Source organism: Lichenicoccus sp., assembly GCF_965276875.1.
Taxonomy (GTDB): Bacteria; Pseudomonadota; Alphaproteobacteria; order Acetobacterales; family Acetobacteraceae; genus Lichenicoccus.
In genome coordinates this window covers 1,972,675-1,989,724 of record NZ_OZ255701.1, presented here as the reverse complement: position 1 = coordinate 1,989,724, position 17,050 = coordinate 1,972,675, and the positions used below count along the sequence as shown (strand labels likewise).

Here is a 17,050-nt window from a genome sequence, read left to right as displayed (position 1 = left end):
TCAATTCGTTGGAGCCTTGCGATGCTGACCATTCTGCTCATCGTCCTGATCATCCTGGCACTCGGCAGCGGCGGCTACGGCTATCGCTCCGGCTGGTATGGCGGCTCGCGCGGGACCGGCTTCAACGGCCTCGGCCTGCTGCCGATCATCCTCATCATCGTCGTGCTGTTCCTGCTGTTCGGTGGTGGTTTTGGGGGCGGCTCCGGGACCTCGGTGGCCCCCCGCTGAACCGAGTGCCTTGGCGAAAGCCGCGGCCAACGCCTCCAGGCGGAACGGCTTGGCCAGCACCGTCAGGCCCTGCGCGTCCCGACGCGCGGCCTCGGCGTAGCCGCTGGTGAGCAGGACCGGCAGGTCCGGACGGCGCCTGCCGATCTCGCGTGCCAGTGCGAGCCCGTTCATGGTGCCCGGCATCATCACATCGGAGAAGACGAGGTCGATCGCCCTCTCATCGGCGAGCGCCCCCAGGGCCGCGTTCGCACCCGCGACCCTGGTGACGCCAAAGCCGAGCTGTTCGATCATCTCGATACTCAGCGCCGCCACTTCTTCGTCATCCTCGACCAGCAGAACCTGACCCGCGGATCCCGGCGCCGTATCGGCGAGCGGCGCCGGGCTGTGTGGCGCCCAGGCGGCAGGCAGCTCCGTCGTCCGCGGCAGCAGCAGCGCGATGGTGGTGCCCGCACCCGGTGCGCTGTCGACCCTGACCGCGCCGCCGGAGGCCTGCGCGAAGCCGTGCGTCTGTGCCAGGCCCAGGCCGGAGCCCTTGCCGATGTCCTTGGTGGTAAAGAACGGCTCGAACACCCGCGCCACCACGTCCGGGGGCATGCCGGTGCCGGTGTCGATGACTGACAGGCGAACGAAATCGCCGCGCAACCCCGCATCATTCAGGGCCGGTACGTTGCTGCCGGCAATGACGATCGTGCCGCCGTCCGGCATGGCATCGCGGGCATTCACCGCGAGATTGAGGATCACCAGCTCCAGCTCGCTCGGATCGACGAGCACGGGCCAGAGATCGTTATCGAGTTCGGTCCGCACGAACACGTCACCGCGCAGGCTGCGGTCGAGCAGCTCCTGCATACCGCGGAGCCGATGCCGCAGATCGATGGGCTCCGGCCGTAGCGGCTGGCGCCGCGAAAAGGCCAGGAGCTGACGGCTGAGGCCGCTGCCGCGTTCGACCGCCTGGTGCATGCCCGACAGAATGCGCGCGCGACGCGCCGGATCGCGCTGGCGGTCGATCATCTCGAGACCGCCCGAGATCACGGTCAGCAGGTTGTTGAAGTCATGCGCCACGCCGCCGGTGAGCAGCCCCACCGCCTCGATCTTCTGCGCATGACGCAGGCGCTCCTCGACGGCGCGCCGGTCGGTCACATCGGCGACGACGCCGGCGATCCGCACCGGCACGCCGCGTTCGTAGAAGGTCTGGCCGGTGACGCGCAGCCAGCGCGTGGCACCATCGTCGGCACGCTGGATCCGCGCCTCGAACTCCAGCAGGCCAGTGCGCTGGCCGGCGGCAAACGCCTCTGCCACCAGAGCCCGGTCCTCCTCGATGAAGTGCGCAAGCGCGGTGTCAAGTGTCCAATCCGCGACCATCGTGGGATGGCCGAACAACTGGTCGTGCCTGAGCGAGCGCACGGCGGTATTGCGGCGCAGATCGAGGTCCCAACTCCCCATGCCGGCGGCGTCGAGGGCCAGTTGCAGGCTGCCCTGCGCCCGCCGGCGCTGCTCGATCTCGGCGGCGAGCTCGTCGGCCCGTCTGCGGATCATACTGAGGTCGGTCACCACGCCACAGGTCACCCGCGCGGCACCCGCCTCGACGACGAGGTCGGAGAGCGAGATGTTGACCGGCAGCACCCGGCCAGCGCCGACGGAGAGCATGAATTCGGCGGCCGCCTGTGGCCGCGGACCCGCCGCCAGCAGCGCCTGGAATCGGTCGGCGTCGTCGCCCGCGAAGAAGCGCCCGATCAAGGCTCCGATCAACTCCGCGCGCGGCACGGCCACCATCGCACTGAACCGTTCGTTGCAGTAGAGAATCAGCCCATCCGCGCCGAGGGTGATCGCGCCTTCCTGCATCTGCTCGACCAGGACGCGATACGGCCGGTCCGCGTTCTCCAGGGTGTAGACCTGCTGCCCGTGCGGACCGCCGACCACGACCGCGTCGACATCGCCGTTGCGGATCGCCTCAAGTGTCTCCTCCGCCTCGCGCAGCCGCCCGCGCAGCGCCTCGATGTCGTGGTCCATGATCAGATCGGCCGCGCTGCCACAGGATGCGGGCGTTCGGCAGCCGGCACGATGTCCAGACCGGCCAGCACGCGCTGGGTGTTCGACAGGTCGCCGATGATCCGGCGCAGCGGCTCCGGCAGCAGCTTGACCAGGGTCGGTGTCGCCACGATCTGCAGGTCGCGCGTCGCCTCGGGATGCTCGTAGACGTCGACGATCTCGAGATCGACCTCGCCTGCCAGGTTTTCCTCGCAAATTTGGCGAATGGTCTCGATCGCCCGCGTCGAGCGCAGCGTCGATCCGGTGATGAACAGGCGCAGATGGTAACGCTGGCCCATCAGGGCGCGGCCCGCGAGCGGATGTCGAGGCCGACCAGGACCCGCTCGACGTCGGAGAGGGTGCCGATGATCCGCTTGAGCGGCGGCGGCAGGCGGCGCACCAGGGTCGGCACCGCGACGATCTGGTCGCCTTCGGCCAATTGCGGCGTCTTCAGCAGGTCGATGACCTCGACTTCGTAGCGTCCGGCGAGGTGATCCTCGCAGAGTCGCTTCAGATTGGCGATGGCGGTGAGCGATTTCGGCGTCTGCCCCGCCACGTAGAGCCGCAGATTATAGGTCTCCGCGTTTGCGCCCTCGTTCACCTGGCGACACCCCGACTGCGGGCCATCATCTCGCGATCGCTGCCGCTCAGGGCCTCGCGCGCCTCCTCTTGGGCGATCAGGGTGGCGATTTCGGCTTCCTCGGCTTCGATTGCAGCGCGCATCTCGGCGATCTCGCGCTCGGCGGCGGCGCGCTTGCGTGCCAGCTCCCGCCTGCGTCGCTCGGTCGCCTGCCTGCGGCCGAGTTCGGCTTCGTGCTCGCGCGCCTCCTGCGACAGCCGTGCACTTCCGGTCAGCACGCCATACGCGCCGATATAGGGGGTAATCAGTGCGATCCCGGCATCGTTCAACCGGTACTCGCGCAGCTGGTTGGAGTGGCTCATGCCCCTGGATTTCAGCAGATAGAGCACCCGGTTGCGCTCGCCGTCGGCTTCCTTGTCCTCGAGCGAAATCCAGCTATCCATCAGCGACGACACGCTGCGCTCGCTCTCGTTCATCGTATCGCCGGCACTCGACAGGCTGGTGAACAGCGTCGTGATCGCCCGGGTTTTGCAGATGTCGGCCAGCCGGATGAGGGTCGCGTGGATCTCCGAGGAGGGCCCTCGGAAGGCGGAGATCGGATCGACGACGACGATCGCGGGTGCGAGACGTTCGATCACCCGGTTCATCCGGGCGAGGTGCATCTCGAAGCCATACAGGCTGGGCCGCGCCGCCTCGAAGGCAAGCAAGCCGCTCGCCACCCAAGGCGCCAGGTCGATGCCGACCGAGCGCATGTTGCGCACGATTTGATCGGGAGATTCCTCGAAGGCGAAATACAGGCAACGCTCGCCGCGCCGGCATGCGGCCTCGACGAATGCCGCCCCGAACGTCGACTTGCCGGTGCCGGCGAGCCCGGAGATCAGCACGCTGGAGCCGCGATAATAGCCGCCGGCGCCGAGCATCGAATCGAGGTCGGGCACTCCCGTCGGCACCGGCTCGGACGAGATCGCGTGTCCCAGCCCGGCCGAGGTGATCGGCAGCACGCTGATCCCGGCCTCGTCGATCAGGAACGGGTATTCGTTGGTGCCGTGCGCAGAGCCGCGATACTTCACCACGCGCAGACGGCGGGTGGTGACCTGGTCGACGACGCGGTTGTCGAGCAGGATCACGCAGTCCGACACATACTCCTCGATGCCGTAGCGGGTCAGTTGCCCGTCGCCGCGCTCGCCGGTGATGATGGCGGTGACGCCGCGGTCCTTGAGCCATGCGAACAGCCGGCGCAGCTCGGCGCGCAGGATCGCGCTGTCGGCGAAGCCCGCGAACAGCGCCTCGATGGTGTCGAGCACGACCCGCTTGGCGCCGACCGTGTCGATGGCGTGGCCGAGCCGTACGAACAGGCCCTCCAGATCGTACTCGCCGCTTTCCTCGATCTCCGAACGCTCGATGCGCACATAGTCGACGACGATCCTGCGCGCCGCGATCAACCCGTCGAGGTCGTAGCCGAGCGAGCCCACGTTGGCGGCGAGGTCACGGGTGCGCTCCTCGAAGCTCATGAACACGCCGGGCTCGTTGTACTCCGTGACGCCGTTGACCAGGAAGCTCAGCGCGAACAGCGTCTTGCCGCAGCCGGCGGCGCCGCAGAGCAATGTCGGGCGGCCGCTGGGGAGGCCGCCGAGCGTGAGGTCGTCGAGGCCGCTGATCCCCGTCGGCGTCTTGGCTAAGTGCGCAGGGCTACGGTCGGGCGGTGACGGGCGAGCAGCATCCATTCACATCCCCGACTTCTGCCCGCCACACGCCTTGGTGATCAACTCTATGGCACGCCGCTGCCATGGGCAAGAAGAGCCCCGCCACGTTGCCGTGGCGGGGCTCGGCTCGCGTGCCGTCCTGCGCGGTCAGCGCTGCAGGCGCACCTGCACCCCGCCATGCCGGGTCACCTTGCCGCAGCCTGTGACACCGAGTGCTGCCTGGTTGAACAAGGCGGCCGGGTTTGCCTCCTGCGCCGAGGTCGACGCCCCGCCACAAACACCAGGCGAGAAATCGGCGGTGCCATACAGGGTGACGTTCTGCGCCACCGCACCACTCGGCGCCGTCACCTGGAACGGCACCGTCACCGCCTGACCGGGCAGCAGGGTCTGGCGCGTCGTCGAAGCCATCGGCACCGCGCGCCAGCCGCCCGGTGCGGCAAGGGCCAGGCTCACCGCATTGAGCGTCTCGTTGCCGCCGGCGCTCAAGGTCACGTCCACGGTGGCGCTCTGGCCGGCCGCGATGCCACGCGGTGCGATCACCCGCACACCGCGATTGCCGATCGTCGTGCTCATCGTATAGGTGCGGCTGAGCGGCAGCCCGGTGAGTGCCGAGGAATCGCCGACATAGACATGGTAGGTGCCCGAGCTCTCGTCCCAGGCATTGCCGTTCCACCACCATTCCGCACTGGGTGCGATGGTGAACCGCACGGTCTGCGACTGACCCGCCGCCAAGGTCACCCGCCGAAAGCCGACCAGCTTGCGCGGCGGCTCGCCGGCGGCTGCGGGAAAGCTTAAGTAGAGCTGGGCGACGTCGCTGCCGGCGACCTTGCCGGTGTTGGTGACGACGGCACTCACGACCACCGGGGTCACCCCGTCGACGGCGCTGCTGCTCAGCTTCAGGCCGCTATAGCGAAAGCTGGTGTAGGAGAGGCCGTAGCCGAAGGGAAATAGCGGCGTGATCGATTTCGCGTCGTACCAGCGATAGCCGACCAGCAGGCCCTCGGAATAGTCGACAACACCGCCGGTGCCGGGGAACTGCGCCACCGTCGCGGCTGGCACGTCGGCGAGACGGGCGGGGAAGGTGACCGGCAGATGCCCGCTGGGGTTGGCCGCGCCATAGAGCACCGCCGCCAGCGCGGTGCCATCGGTCTCGCCCGGATAGAAGGTGTCGAGCACCGAGGAGACGCTGCCCAGCCAGGGCATGGTCACCGGGGCGCCGGCCTGGACCACCACGACGGTATGCGGATTGACGGCGGCGACGGCCGCGATCAGCTCGTCCTGCGCAGACGGCAGCGACAGGCTCGGGCGGTCGGTCGCCTCGCTCTCCGTGTCGTCGGCGACGACGACTACAGCCGCCGAGGCCGCGGCCGCGACCTGTACCGCGGGGGCGATATAGGCCTGCAACTGCGACGGTGTCGCCCAGTTCAGCCCACCGCTCGCGCCAGAGATCGCAACCGTATAGGTCTGGCCCTGAGTGAGGGATACCGCGGCGGAGTAGGTGGACACCGGCGGCGTGCCCGGATTGACGATCAGCGCGTTGCCGTTGATCGACAAAGTCGTCGGCGTGTAGCAGCCGCACGGGTTGGTGATGGCGAGCACGTAGGTGCCGGTCTCGGGCGCTGTCAGGGTGGCGGTGTAGCTGCCGGCGAACGGCGTGCCGCTATAGGGCGCGGACAGGTCGCCGGCCGGGATTGCCGCGAGTTGCGTGTCGTTCGGCAGGCCTTGCGCGTAGGTGACGCTGCCGGTCGAGGCGGCGCGGATGCCGTCGAGCGGGGTGACCACGGTCGAGGGAATGACATAGGCGCTGCCGCCGCCGCCGGTCGTCACCTGGGTCGAGGCGGCGGGTCCGATCACCGCGACATCGGTGCCTGCCGTGAGCGGCAGGGTGGCACCCTGGTTCTGCAACAACACCGTGCCGGCCTCGGCCAGACTGGTTGCGAACGCGACATGCGCCGGCGTCGTCGCCACCGCGGTCGTCGAACCGGACGGCGGCGCGTTGAAGAAGCCGAACCGGAACGCCTCGGAGACGATCGGTGCGACCATCGAGTTCAGCACCGCGCGCGGGATCGTGTTGTTGAGCACCGCGTTCATCAGCGGCGCGCCGAAATAGGTGTTGAACGGCTGCTCGCTGTCGGTGCCGGCGAGGGCGGCCACCACGTCGTGGATGGCGCCATAGTCCGACATCACCAGGCCCTTGAAATTGTACTCGTTGCGCAGCACTCCGGTGAGCAGCGAGCGGCTCTGGCAACTATAGAAGCCGTTGACCGACGAGTACGCGCACATCAGCGACGCCGCGCCGGCACCGCGTATCGCGGTCGCAAACGCCGGCTCGTAGATTTCGTGCAGCACCCGGTCGGTGACGAGAACGTCGTCGGCCTGGGTGTTGCGGTTGGTTTCCTGGTTGTAGGCGACGAAATGCTTGACCTGGGCCTGCACCCTCTGGCCCTGGATGCCTTCGATCTCGTTCTTGCCGATTTGGGCGGTGAGCGTCGGGTCTTCCGACAGGCTCTCGAACGAGCGGCCCCAGCGCGGGTCGCGGTCGATGTTCACGGTCGGTCCGAGATCCGCGGCCGAGCCCTTCGCACTCTGCTCGGCGCCGATGACGCTGCCATATTGCAGGGCCAGATTGCGCGAGAATGTCGCGGCTAGCACGACACCCGCGGGCAGTTGGGTGACGTTCTTCAGCCCGTCCGCGACTCCGGCCGGACCGTCCTCATAGCCGAGTGCGGGCATGCACAATGTCGGGTTTGCCGCGATGTAGAACACGTAGGGCTGGCTGCTGCCGTTGCCCTGGACGATGTTGATTTCGTCCGCGACCGTCATCTTTTGCATGATGAGGTTGACGCGGGTCGCGAGCGGCAAAGTCGGGTTGAGCCACGGGCATTTCGTGGGATCGCCTACGGATTGCGCCGCGGCCGTCGCGAGCGGCGCGCATCCAAGCAACAGGGCAGCGGCCAGCGCCCCCTGAGTGACTGGAGACCGAATCATCTTGGTTTTCCCCCGTTATTTTTTTGTAAGCTAATAGCAAAGTAACGGGGTTGGCCAACCACGATCTTCAATCAAGTCTTCACAGGTAAGTGACAACGCGGGATGCATGAATTATTCGGCTTTGCAAAAGCCGACTCGTTGCAGACTACTTGCAGGTCCAGTTCAGGCGTCACTTCTGGCTTTGTTCGGCGAGAGGGAATGCAGCGTTGCGAAGGCGTGCGTCAGGTGCGTATCCAGGCCTGGTCCCGGATCGTCAAACCAGGCTTTCACCGCGTAGCCGAGGGCGGCAATCCCGACCTGAGCCGCGAGTGTTGCCAGGGCATCGTCGACACCCCAGCGGCCTAACGCTCCGGACACCGCGCTGATCAAGTGCTCCGTCTTCGTCAGCACCCGTTCCCGTAGCGCGGGCGTGCAAGCGATGATCTCCCTCCGTGGCTCGGTAAAGGAACGATTGCGCTCGAACGTCGGCTCGACCGCGCGAAACGCGCAAAGCAGCGCATCCATCGGGGCCAGTTCTCGGGGCGCGCTGACAATCGCATCGCTCAGGGTGCTGCGGAATGCCGCTTCGCCGTCGAACAACGCTTCCCGCTTGTCCGGGAAATGCCGGAAGAAGGTCCGCTCCGTGAGGCCGGGCCTGGCGGCAATCTCCGCGGTTGTGGTCGCTCGGCGAGGGCGTAACGGACGTCCATCTGGGGCAAAAAATTTTGGGCGTGCCCGATTTCAGGGTTTTGCGAGCGCCGGGGCGTCGGACGAGGCGGTTATGGCCGTTTGGACGCCCGTCCCGGAGGGTCTCGATCTGGTTGACGCCGCGGCGCTGCCGATGGCGGTCGAGACCGCCTGTCGAAGCCTCGACATCCTGGCAGTGGCGCCCGGGAGCACGCCGTTTTTGTACGGAGCAGGAACGATGATCGGCTTCGCCGCCGTGCGGATGGCGCTCATGCGCGGCACACGGGTGATCGCCGCCGCGGGCGAGAATTTTGCCGGCCGGATGCGCGCCCTTGGCGCCGAGGTCACCGCCTACGCGGACGGCATGGTTGAGCGGGTCATTGCTATCGCCTCAGGCGCGCCGGACCTGATCCTGGACGCCGGCCCGGTCAGCAACGTGCTCCCCGACCTCGTCAGGATCGCCGGCGGCGATGGGACGCGCGTGCTCACGGTCAGCAACCATGGTCCCGTCGCCACGGACCTCGGGGTGCGCCACAGCTTCGAGGGCGGTTTACGCTACAACGCGGTTGGGGAGTTCGCGCAACGCGCCGCCGAGGGACGGTTCATTGTGCCCGTCGCGCACACCTTTCCACTTGCGGCGTGGCGAGCAGCGCTGGCCGTCAGCCTCAGCGGCCATGCCCACGGCAAACTCGTCCTGCTTCCCGAGAGACGACACACCGCGCCCGCCGTTGCGTAATCCCGGCTAACCTCCGGGCTGATCGCTCAGACCGTGCGTCTGCCGACCACTGCGTGATAGACGAACAAAACGACGATGGCGCCGATCACGGCCACGATCAGGCTGTAGATGTTGATGCCACTGACGCCGGATGCACCGAACAGTCGGAAAATGAAGCCTCCGACGATGGCGCCAACAACGCCGAGAACGATGTCCAGAATCAGTCCCTCGCCGGATTTGTTGACGATCTTGCTGCCTATGAAGCCGGCGATGAGGCCGAGGATGATCCAGGCGATAATGGACATGGGTGATGCTCCCGCGAGGTAAACGGTTCGTTGTCTCGATTTAACGACGCGCCAGCACGAAGATGGTTGCAGGCCCAGAAGTGCGATGGTTGCGGCGGCTGTGACGAGAGGGCACAACAAAATGCCGCGACGCTGCAAGGCAATTGCGTTGCGAACCACGCGAGGAGACCCTGACATGGACGGCACGGCCCAGCTCGATCACACGTCCCACGATGCCATGCTCGACCGTTTGGCGCAGGTCTGCGTGCGGGTCGGGCTCAATCTCGCGCATGACCAGGAGCTGGTGATCACCGCACCGCTGGAGGCGGCGCCGCTGGTCCGCCGCGTCACCGAGCACGCCTACAAAGCCGGCGCCTCGCTGGTCACCTGCCTGTATGTCGATGGGGTGTCTGCGCGCGCCCGCTTCGTCCATGCGCCAGACACCGCGTTCGACGTCGCCGCCACCTGGCTCGCGGACGGGATCGCCAATGCGTTTCGCAACAATGCCGCCCGGCTCGCGATTACCGGCGAGGATCCGGCATTGTTGTCAGGGCAGGATCCGGACCGCGTCGCGCGCGCCAATCGCGCAAACGCGCGCGCCAACCAGGCCGCCCTCGGGCTGATCACCGGCTTTGCCATCAACTGGAACATCGTCGCCTGCGCCACCCCGGCCTGGGCGCGCACGATGTTTCCAGGCGAGCCGGAGGAGGTGGCGCTGTCGCGGTTGTGGAGCGCGATTTTCGCCGCCTCGCGTCTCGATGGGCCCGATCCGGTGGCCGCCTGGCAGGCGCACGATGCCGCCCTGCACGCCCGCGCCGCCATGCTCAACGACCGTGCCTTCGATGCCCTGCATTTCCGCGGTCCCGGCACCGATCTCACCGTCGGGCTGGCCAACGGACATCGCTGGCTCGGCGGTTCCGGCACCGCCAGGAACGGCATCACCTGCCTGCCCAACATCCCGACCGAGGAGGTGTTCACGGCGCCGCACAAGGACCGCGTCGACGGCCATGTGCGCGCCACCAAGCCGCTCTCCTACCAGGGCACCCTGATCGAGGAGATCGCGGTCCGCTTCGAGGGCGGCCGGATTGTCGATGCGACGGCCAGCCGCGGCGAGACCGTGCTTGAACGCGTGCTCGGCACCGATGACGGCGCCCGCAGGCTGGGCGAGGTGGCGCTGGTGCCGCACGGCTCGCCGATTTCGCAAAGCGGGCTGTTGTTCCAGAACACGCTGTTCGACGAGAACGCGGCGAGCCATATCGCCCTCGGCCAGGCCTATGGCTCCTGCCTCGACGGCGGCACCAGCCTCGATGCGTCCGCGCTCGCGGCGCGCGGCGCGAATTCGAGCCTGATCCATATCGACTGGATGATCGGCTCGGGCGAGATCGAGGTGGACGGGCTCGACGCCGGCGGCCGCGCGCCTTTGATGCGCGGCGGCGAATGGGTCGATGCCGCCTGAGCGCCCGCTACTCGAAAGATTGCGCACCGGACTGCGTTGGACGCTCGCGGCGGTCTACCTCGTCGCCGGCATCTTCCATTTGCGCAACACCGCCAGCTTCGTACGGATCGTGCCGGACTGGGTGCCTTGGCCGACGCAGACGGTGATCGCAACGGGTGTATGCGAATTGCTCGGTGCGGCGGCGCTGCTCAGCGTTCGTCTGCGGCGGCTCGCCGGCATCATGCTGGCGCTGTATGCGGTGTGCGTCTACCCGGCCAACATCAAGCACGCCTTCGACCATGTCGCGATCGACGGGAGGCGTCTGGGTTGGGCCTATCACGCACCGCGGCTCGCCTTCCAGCCGGTGCTGGTCTGGTGGGCGCTGTTCTGCGGCGGCGTGATCGACTGGCCGTTTCGCGGGCGACGCAACGACGAAAACGTGTAGGAGGCCTTACGGCAACCTTCCTTACGGCAGCCGCCTTTGCACCGGGAATCCGTTGCGAGGAACGTTCCATGCTACATACCGACATTGACCTTCCGGTTGCTCCTGCGCTAGTCGAGCCGCCCCGGGAGCGCAGCCGGCGAAGCCTGGTGCAGCGCGTCGGCATCGGCGCCATGGGCACCGCGATAGCCGGATCGATCGCCGGCGTTGTCGCCAGCAGCAGCGCAGCCGAGGCGGCGCCACCTACCGACGACGACATCTTCAATTTCGCCTTGAACTTCGAATATCTCGGCGCGGAGTACTACCTCCGGGCACTCACCGGTAGTGGCCTCGCCGCCAACCTGCTCACCGGCACCGGCACCCAGGGAACCGTGACGGGTGGCAGCGTGGTGCCGTGGAACGGCTCGGCGATCGAAGCCTTTGCGCAGCGTCTGGCCATTGACGAGATGGCGCATGTCGAATTCATCCGCGCGGCTACCGGCACTGCCGCCATCGCGGAGCCTTCGATCGATTTGGGCACCGCCTGGAGCGTTCTCGCCAGGGCGGCTGGACTGATCAACGCCAGCCAGACCTTCAACCCGTTCGGCGACCCGATCTCGTTCCTGATCGGAGCTTATGTGATCGAGGACGTCTGTGTCACCGCGCTGGCGGGTGCGGCCGCCCTGCTCACCGGCCCGAACAACATCGCCGCCGCTGCCGGCTTGCTCGGCACGGAATCCTACCAGGCCGGGGCGATCCGCACGCTGCTGTCAGACCTCGGCGCCGGCCAGGTCACCGACGCGATCTCGGCATTGCGGGCGAAGCTTTCGGGCGTGGCCGACGATATCGGCACCACGATCTCCGGCAATGCATATAACATCGTGCCGAACGATACCAACGGCCTGGTGTTCCGGCGCACGCCGGCGCAGGTGCTCAATATCGCCTATGGCGGCGCCACGTCCGCGCCCTATGGCTTCTTCCCCAACAAGGTCAACGGCGTCATCACCTCCAACGCGTGACGCTACACAGCGGGGTCCTTGACGCTGTCGGGACCACGCAGCAGGCCGTGCGACTTCAGGTGGTGCCTGAATTGATAATAGGTCAGTCCCAGCGCGCGTGAAGCCGCGCGCTGGTTGAACCTGTTGCTTGCCAACGCCGCCTGCAACAGGGACTCCTCAAACGCGCGGGTGCGCGCCGTGAAGTCGGTGCCGTCGGCCGCAGGGGTGGCGATGGGATCGGTGCTGATGCCGTTGCCGGAGCCGGGGACGGCCGGAAACGGATCCAAGACGATGCGCGTGACCGGCTTGGCCGGATCGGCCAACCTATAGACGCTACGCTCGACGACGTTGCGCAATTCGCGGACATTTCCCGGCCAGGTATAACCGCGCAGTTCCGCGATAGCGTCAGGGCCGAACCCCGCGAACATCTCGCGACCAAGCTCGCGTGTCATGCGGATGGCGAAGTGCCCGGCAAGGAGGGCGATGTCGTCGGGTCGCGCACGAAGCGGCGGCACCGCGATGACGTCGAAGGCCAGCCGATCGAGCAGGTCGGCGCGGAAGGTCCCGGCCTTGGCCATGGCTGGCAGGTCGGCGTTGGTGGCGGCGACGACGCGGACGTCGACCCGCTGCGTGTCGCTGCCGCCAACCCTCTCGAAGCTGCCATATTCGATGACCCGCAACAGCTTCTCCTGCACAGCGAGCGAGGCGGTGGCGACCTCGTCGAGGAACAGTGTGCCGCCGTCGGCGAGTTCGAAGCGTCCTGGCCGGCGGCGGGTGGCCCCGGTGAAGGCGCCGGCCTCGTGGCCGAACAATTCACTGTCCAGCAGTGCCTCGCCCAGCACCGCGCAGTTCAGCTTGATGAACGGCCGCTCCCAGCGTGGCGAGAGGAAGGCAAGGCGGCTGGCGACGAGCTCCTTGCCGGTGCCGCGCTCGCCGATCACCAGCACTGGCCGGTTCAACGGCGCCGCCTGCGAGACATGCGCCAGCATCTCCCGGAACACCGGCGCCTCGCCGAGCGGGGTTGCGGAGTCCTCGGAGAGGTTGGCCGAACGCGCCAAGTCTTGGTCTCCTTTTGACAGCCGATCTGTTGCCTTCTGCCACGCATCCGCCAAGGGGGGCAACTTGCGCGAGTGATTTCAGAGCCTTGGCAAAGGAGCCGGCTTGGCATGCAAACTGCTCTGTCAGAGACAGCAAGAGGCAGCAACCAGGACAACGCGCATGAGCATCTTCTCCCGGCTGACCGACATCGTGAACTCGAATATCAATGCGATCGTCGCGCGCGCCGAAGACCCACGAAAGATCATCCGCCTGATCATCCAGGAGATGGAGGACACGCTGGTCGAGGTGCGTTCGGCGGCGGTGCAGACCATCGCCGAGCGCAAGGAGATTGAACGCCGTCTGGCGATGCTGTCGCGTGACGAGGCGGAGTGGCAGCGCAAGGCTGAGCTGGCGCTGTCACGTGACCGCGAGGACCTCGCCCGCGGTGCGCTGCAGGCGCGTGCGCATGTGGCGCGGGCGCGGGAGGATCTGGAGTCGCAACGCAACCAGATCGCAAGCGGCCTGGCCCAGCAGAATGACGACATCGCCAAGCTGCAGGCCAAGCTCGCCGATGCCAAGTCGCGCGAGCAGGCGCTGGTGTCGCGGCATGGCTTGGCGAGTTCGCGGGTGAAGCTGCGCGAGACGCTGTATGACGAGCGGATCACCGACGCGTTTGGCCGCTTCGAGCAGGTCGAGCGCAATCTCGACGTTCTCGAAGGCCGCGCGGAGTCCTATGATCTGGGTCGTCGTTCGCTCGCCGACGAACTGGCTGGTCTGGAAGCCGACGAGGCGGTCGAGGGCGAGCTGCACGCGATGAAGGCGAGGCTGAAGCGGGATGCAAGCGAGGGGCCGGCCACATCCTGATCCGGTCCGCCATTAGGAGAAGTCCATGGACTCCATCGCCTCGATCGTCGCTGTGCTGGGCCCGTTCCTGGTCCCGCTCGGCGGCATGGTGCTCGCGTTCTTCCTGATCCGCATGCGCCATGAAAGCCGGATGCGGCAGATGAACGTGCAGGGTCTGAGCCACGAGGAGCAGCGGGCGCTGGCCGAGATGAGCGAACTCGCGCGCCGCATGGAGCAGCGGATCGACAATCTCGAACGGGTGCTCGATTCCGAGGTCGCCGGCTGGCGCAGCCGGGTGCCGCTGTGACCGGTTTGCGCGACCGCAGGCGCGTCTGGCGCCGCGACCATGGTGCGATGCTGAGCGGCGTCTGCATCGGTCTTGCCGAGGATCTCGACCTGCCGCTGCCGATGGTGCGAATTGTCACCCTGCTGTTCCTCGTGCTGCCCACCGGTCTCGCCTATCTGGCGCTGTCGATGCTGCTGCGGCGCGGGCCGATTGCGGCACGACAAGCCGCTGAAGCCCCACGCAGGACCTCCCACGACAACGCACTGCTGCGGCACCGCCTGCAGGCGCTGGAGCCGAGGCTGAAGCGGATCGAGGCCTTCGTCACCTCCAGCGCGTTCGAGCTGGACCGCGGCTTTCGCCAGATGGGGGAGTGAGTGGTGTTTGAGATCACCGACCCCGCCCGCGCCGCCGACATCCGCATGCGACGGCGCCGCGCATTCTGGTTGCTCGTCGGCACGGGCGTTGCCATCGCCGTCATCAGCGGCGGCAACGACAAGGCTGTGCTGGCGCCGAAGTTCACCCAGGGCGTGGCGGCCCCGACGCTGTCGGCGACCGGCGATTCGCTGACCCTGGCGCTCCCCTGTGCCGGCAGTATCCGACTGGTGCCGCAGCCGGGCCTGAACGATAAGGTGCTGGTCGATGGCGGCGATACGCGTGGTCTGCATCTGAGCGGCGGCTCGCAAATGGTCCTGCAAGGCGATTGCGCCGGCGGCGCGCCCGACCTGGTGGTGCACGCGCCGGCGTCGATGATGCTGACCATCGCGCAGTCCGGCGCGACCGACCTGACTCTGGGCGATTTCACCGGCGCGGTCCATCTGAGTATTCACGGCAGCGGCGACGTGGTCATCGCGCGCGCCGGCGCCCTCGACGGCACGATGACGGGCAGCGGCGATCTCACCGTCGCCAGGCTCGACGGCGACCTGCATCTCAGCCATTCCGGCAGCGGCGATATCGTCATCCGGCATATTCAGGCGGCCAGCGTCGGGCTGACCGCCACCGGCACCGGCGATGTCCTGATCCGCTCCGGCCGGATCGACCAGTTTGCCGCAATCATGCGCGGCACTGGCGATCTTGCGGTCGATGCGCAGGTCAAAGATGCCTCCGTGCAGGCGGGGTCGGAGTCTGACGTGTCGCTGCCGCACGTCACCGGTCGGCTTGAGCGCAGCGTTCCGGCGCAGCCCCGCTGATTGCGGCCCCGCTGATTACGGTCTGCAACCGATACAGCACGGTCGGGCGCAGCGTGCGGTCCTCCAGCTCCAGCGAAGTGACGACATCGTAGCGGGCGATGGCCACCAGCCCGTCTGGCGGCAGATAGGCTCGTCCAGGATCGGCGAGCCAGACCTCGCCTCTGTCCGCGCACCGGCGCAGCCACGGCAGGATGTGCCGTGTCATCGGCGCCTCGTAGCAGACGTCGCCGCACAGGATCAGGTCCCAGCGCGGGGGTTCGCCTACGACGTCGCGCGCCAGCACGTCCAGTGAGAGGCCGTTGGCTGCCGCGTTCCGCGCGATCGCGACTGCCGCGAGCGGGTCGATATCGGCCGCCTCAACGCATGCCGCACCCGCCATCGCGCAGGCGATCGCGGCGATGCCACCACCGGCGGCGAAGTCCAGCACACGCTTGCCTGCCACCAACGCCGGATGATCCAGCACGTAACGCGCCAGCGCCTGGCCGCCGGGCCACGCGAACGCCCAGAATGGCGGCTCGATGCCGGCGCGCGCCAGGAAATCCTCTGACGCCTGCCAGATCGGGGTGATTTCAGACGCCAGGTGCAGCATGATCTCCGGCACCAGCGGCGCCGAAGCGAGCCGCGTCTGCGCCGCGATGAACGCGGCCGGATTAATCACGGCCGGATTTGCCCGAGCAGCAGCACCAGCGCCACCGCCAGGCCCACCTCGCGATTGGCGCGAAACAGAAGCAGGCAGCCGGGCGCGTCGTCGATGTCGAGCAGCACCACCTGGCGCGCCAGCAGCCATCCCGGCAGCAGCAGTGCGGCCCAGAACAGCCAGGACAGGCCGGCGAGGGCGCCTGCCGCGGCGAGTGCCGCAAGCGCCAGCGCATAGGTCAGCCCGACGAACTGGCGCGGCCGGCGCGCCATCAGTCGCGAGGTCGATTTCACGCCGACGAGGGCGTCATCCTTCATATCCTGGAAGCCATAGATCGTATCGAAGCCGAGGTCCCACAGGATCGCGGCCGCATAGAGCAGTGCCCCGGCCCAATCGATCCGACCAACAGCCGCAGCATAGCCCATCGGCGCGCCGAAGCCGAAGGTGAACCCCATCATCAGTTGCGGCCACCAGGTTACCCTTTTTGCGAGCGGGTAGAGTGCGACCAGGAGCAGCGAGCCGACTCCGAGGGCCCAGCAGAGCGGTCGCAGCGACAGCAGCACCCCAAGCCCGCACAGCAGCAGCAAGGCGAGGAAGATTGCCGCCTCAGTCAGCCCCAGCGCGCCGGAGGCGAGCGGCCGACCGGCGGTGCGGGCGACTTTGCGGTCGATGTCGCGGTCCCACATGTCGTTGACCACGCAGCCGGCCGAACGCATGACCAGACTGCCAAGCGCGAACAGCAATGCCAGCCGCAGCCGCGCTGACGCCGGCACGCCTTCGGGCAGCAAAATCCCCCACAGCCCTGGCAGGAACAGCAGCCAAGTGCCGATAGGCCGATCGAGCCTAGCCAGCAGCGCGTAGGCGCGCAGCCCGGGCGGCAGCAGCGCCACCCAGCCATGGGCGGCTATATCGGTGTGTATCGCCATGAACAGGTTCTAAGGACTAGTCCTTAGCGGGGTCCAGGGCATCGTGCGCAGCACGCCTTCGCGTGACGCCCCTGGCCTTTGAGCGAGTAG

General features: G+C 67.4%; 18 protein-coding genes and 1 pseudogene. 8 read left to right on the top strand and 11 right to left on the bottom strand.

Annotation, left to right across the window (positions count from 1 at the left end):
- From ACQY4K_RS09625 to ACQY4K_RS09595, 7 genes and pseudogenes are all read right to left on the bottom strand, one after another.
- Nucleotides 1–2,235 carry an ATP-binding protein gene (locus tag ACQY4K_RS09625; RefSeq protein WP_428395565.1) on the bottom strand — a complete coding sequence of 745 codons (2,235 nt, stop codon included), beginning with the start codon at nucleotides 2,233–2,235 and terminating at the stop codon, nucleotides 1–3.
- Between the two features lie 2 nt (nucleotides 2,236–2,237).
- The gene (locus tag ACQY4K_RS09620) at nucleotides 2,238–2,552 is read right to left on the bottom strand and encodes a circadian clock KaiB family protein (protein WP_428395564.1); all 315 of its coding nucleotides are present in this window, start codon (nucleotides 2,550–2,552) and stop codon (nucleotides 2,238–2,240) included.
- Nucleotides 2,552–2,854, bottom strand: a complete 303-nt coding sequence (locus ACQY4K_RS09615; RefSeq protein WP_428395563.1) for a circadian clock KaiB family protein — start codon at nucleotides 2,852–2,854, stop codon at nucleotides 2,552–2,554. The genes ACQY4K_RS09620 and ACQY4K_RS09615 overlap by 1 nt, the downstream gene beginning before the upstream one ends.
- Nucleotides 2,851–4,557, bottom strand: coding sequence for a circadian clock protein KaiC (kaiC, locus tag ACQY4K_RS09610; protein WP_428395562.1), 1,707 nt, complete (start codon nucleotides 4,555–4,557; stop codon nucleotides 2,851–2,853). Before kaiC ends, ACQY4K_RS09615 begins: the two co-directional genes overlap by 4 nt.
- A gap of 126 nt (nucleotides 4,558–4,683) precedes the next feature.
- The gene (locus tag ACQY4K_RS09605) at nucleotides 4,684–7,524 is read right to left on the bottom strand and encodes a glycoside hydrolase family 3 C-terminal domain-containing protein (RefSeq protein ID WP_428395561.1); all 2,841 of its coding nucleotides are present in this window, start codon (nucleotides 7,522–7,524) and stop codon (nucleotides 4,684–4,686) included.
- 162 nt (nucleotides 7,525–7,686) lie between these two features.
- Nucleotides 7,687–8,103 (bottom strand): hypothetical protein, encoded by a 417-nt coding sequence (locus tag ACQY4K_RS09600; RefSeq protein ID WP_428395560.1) that lies wholly within the window; start codon nucleotides 8,101–8,103, stop codon nucleotides 7,687–7,689.
- A 15-nt stretch (nucleotides 8,104–8,118) separates the two neighbouring features.
- Nucleotides 8,119–8,178 (bottom strand): annotated as a pseudogene (locus tag ACQY4K_RS09595) (hypothetical protein); the annotation flags it as partial.
- 106 nt (nucleotides 8,179–8,284) lie between these two features.
- On the opposite strand from ACQY4K_RS09595, the gene ACQY4K_RS09590 reads away from it, so the two are divergent.
- A complete protein-coding gene (locus ACQY4K_RS09590) occupies nucleotides 8,285–8,926 on the top strand; it encodes a zinc-binding dehydrogenase (RefSeq protein ID WP_428395559.1) in 642 nt (213 codons plus the stop codon).
- Nucleotides 8,927–8,952: 26 nt separating this feature from the next.
- Here the strand turns inward: ACQY4K_RS09590 and ACQY4K_RS09585 are convergent, their stop codons facing one another.
- Complete coding sequence (locus ACQY4K_RS09585; RefSeq protein ID WP_428395557.1) at nucleotides 8,953–9,369, bottom strand: GlsB/YeaQ/YmgE family stress response membrane protein; 417 nt, start codon at nucleotides 9,367–9,369, stop codon at nucleotides 8,953–8,955.
- Between the two features lie 16 nt (nucleotides 9,370–9,385).
- Here ACQY4K_RS09585 and ACQY4K_RS09580 point away from each other — a divergent pair, with 16 nt between their 5' ends.
- From ACQY4K_RS09580 to ACQY4K_RS09570, 3 genes are all read left to right on the top strand, one after another.
- The gene (locus tag ACQY4K_RS09580; protein ID WP_428395555.1) at nucleotides 9,386–10,645 is read left to right on the top strand and encodes an aminopeptidase; all 1,260 of its coding nucleotides are present in this window, start codon (nucleotides 9,386–9,388) and stop codon (nucleotides 10,643–10,645) included.
- On the top strand, nucleotides 10,635–11,069 hold the full coding sequence (locus ACQY4K_RS09575; protein ID WP_428395553.1) for a DoxX family protein: 435 nt from the start codon (nucleotides 10,635–10,637) through the stop codon (nucleotides 11,067–11,069). Before ACQY4K_RS09580 ends, ACQY4K_RS09575 begins: the two co-directional genes overlap by 11 nt.
- A 68-nt stretch (nucleotides 11,070–11,137) precedes the next feature.
- Nucleotides 11,138–12,064 carry a ferritin-like domain-containing protein gene (locus ACQY4K_RS09570; protein ID WP_428395551.1) on the top strand — a complete coding sequence of 309 codons (927 nt, stop codon included), beginning with the start codon at nucleotides 11,138–11,140 and terminating at the stop codon, nucleotides 12,062–12,064.
- A gap of 2 nt (nucleotides 12,065–12,066) precedes the next feature.
- Here the strand turns inward: ACQY4K_RS09570 and pspF are convergent, their stop codons facing one another.
- Nucleotides 12,067–13,101: a phage shock protein operon transcriptional activator gene (gene pspF / locus ACQY4K_RS09565; protein WP_428395550.1), complete on the bottom strand. Its 1,035-nt coding sequence runs from the start codon at nucleotides 13,099–13,101 to the stop codon at nucleotides 12,067–12,069.
- 160 nt (nucleotides 13,102–13,261) lie between these two features.
- Between pspF and pspA the strand changes: the two genes are divergently transcribed.
- From pspA to ACQY4K_RS09545, 4 genes are read left to right on the top strand one after another with little or no spacing between them, the layout of a single operon-like run.
- Nucleotides 13,262–13,945, top strand: a complete 684-nt coding sequence (gene pspA / locus ACQY4K_RS09560; RefSeq protein WP_428395549.1) for a phage shock protein PspA — start codon at nucleotides 13,262–13,264, stop codon at nucleotides 13,943–13,945.
- A 25-nt stretch (nucleotides 13,946–13,970) separates the two neighbouring features.
- Nucleotides 13,971–14,231 carry an envelope stress response membrane protein PspB gene (gene pspB, locus ACQY4K_RS09555; protein ID WP_428395547.1) on the top strand — a complete coding sequence of 87 codons (261 nt, stop codon included), beginning with the start codon at nucleotides 13,971–13,973 and terminating at the stop codon, nucleotides 14,229–14,231.
- The gene (locus tag ACQY4K_RS09550; protein ID WP_428395545.1) at nucleotides 14,228–14,584 is read left to right on the top strand and encodes a PspC domain-containing protein; all 357 of its coding nucleotides are present in this window, start codon (nucleotides 14,228–14,230) and stop codon (nucleotides 14,582–14,584) included. Before pspB ends, ACQY4K_RS09550 begins: the two co-directional genes overlap by 4 nt.
- Nucleotides 14,585–14,587: 3 nt before the next feature.
- The gene (locus ACQY4K_RS09545; RefSeq protein ID WP_428395543.1) at nucleotides 14,588–15,397 is read left to right on the top strand and encodes a GIN domain-containing protein; all 810 of its coding nucleotides are present in this window, start codon (nucleotides 14,588–14,590) and stop codon (nucleotides 15,395–15,397) included.
- Here ACQY4K_RS09545 and ACQY4K_RS09540 read toward each other — a convergent pair.
- Nucleotides 15,354–16,052, bottom strand: coding sequence for a class I SAM-dependent methyltransferase (locus tag ACQY4K_RS09540; RefSeq protein ID WP_428396046.1), 699 nt, complete (start codon nucleotides 16,050–16,052; stop codon nucleotides 15,354–15,356). The two genes, ACQY4K_RS09545 and ACQY4K_RS09540, sit on opposite strands and share 44 nt — an antisense overlap.
- Entirely contained in the window at nucleotides 16,052–16,960 is a 909-nt protein-coding gene (gene ubiA, locus ACQY4K_RS09535; RefSeq protein ID WP_428395541.1) for a 4-hydroxybenzoate octaprenyltransferase, read from the bottom strand. The genes ACQY4K_RS09540 and ubiA overlap by 1 nt, the downstream gene beginning before the upstream one ends.
- Nucleotides 16,961–17,050 lie beyond the last annotated feature (90 nt).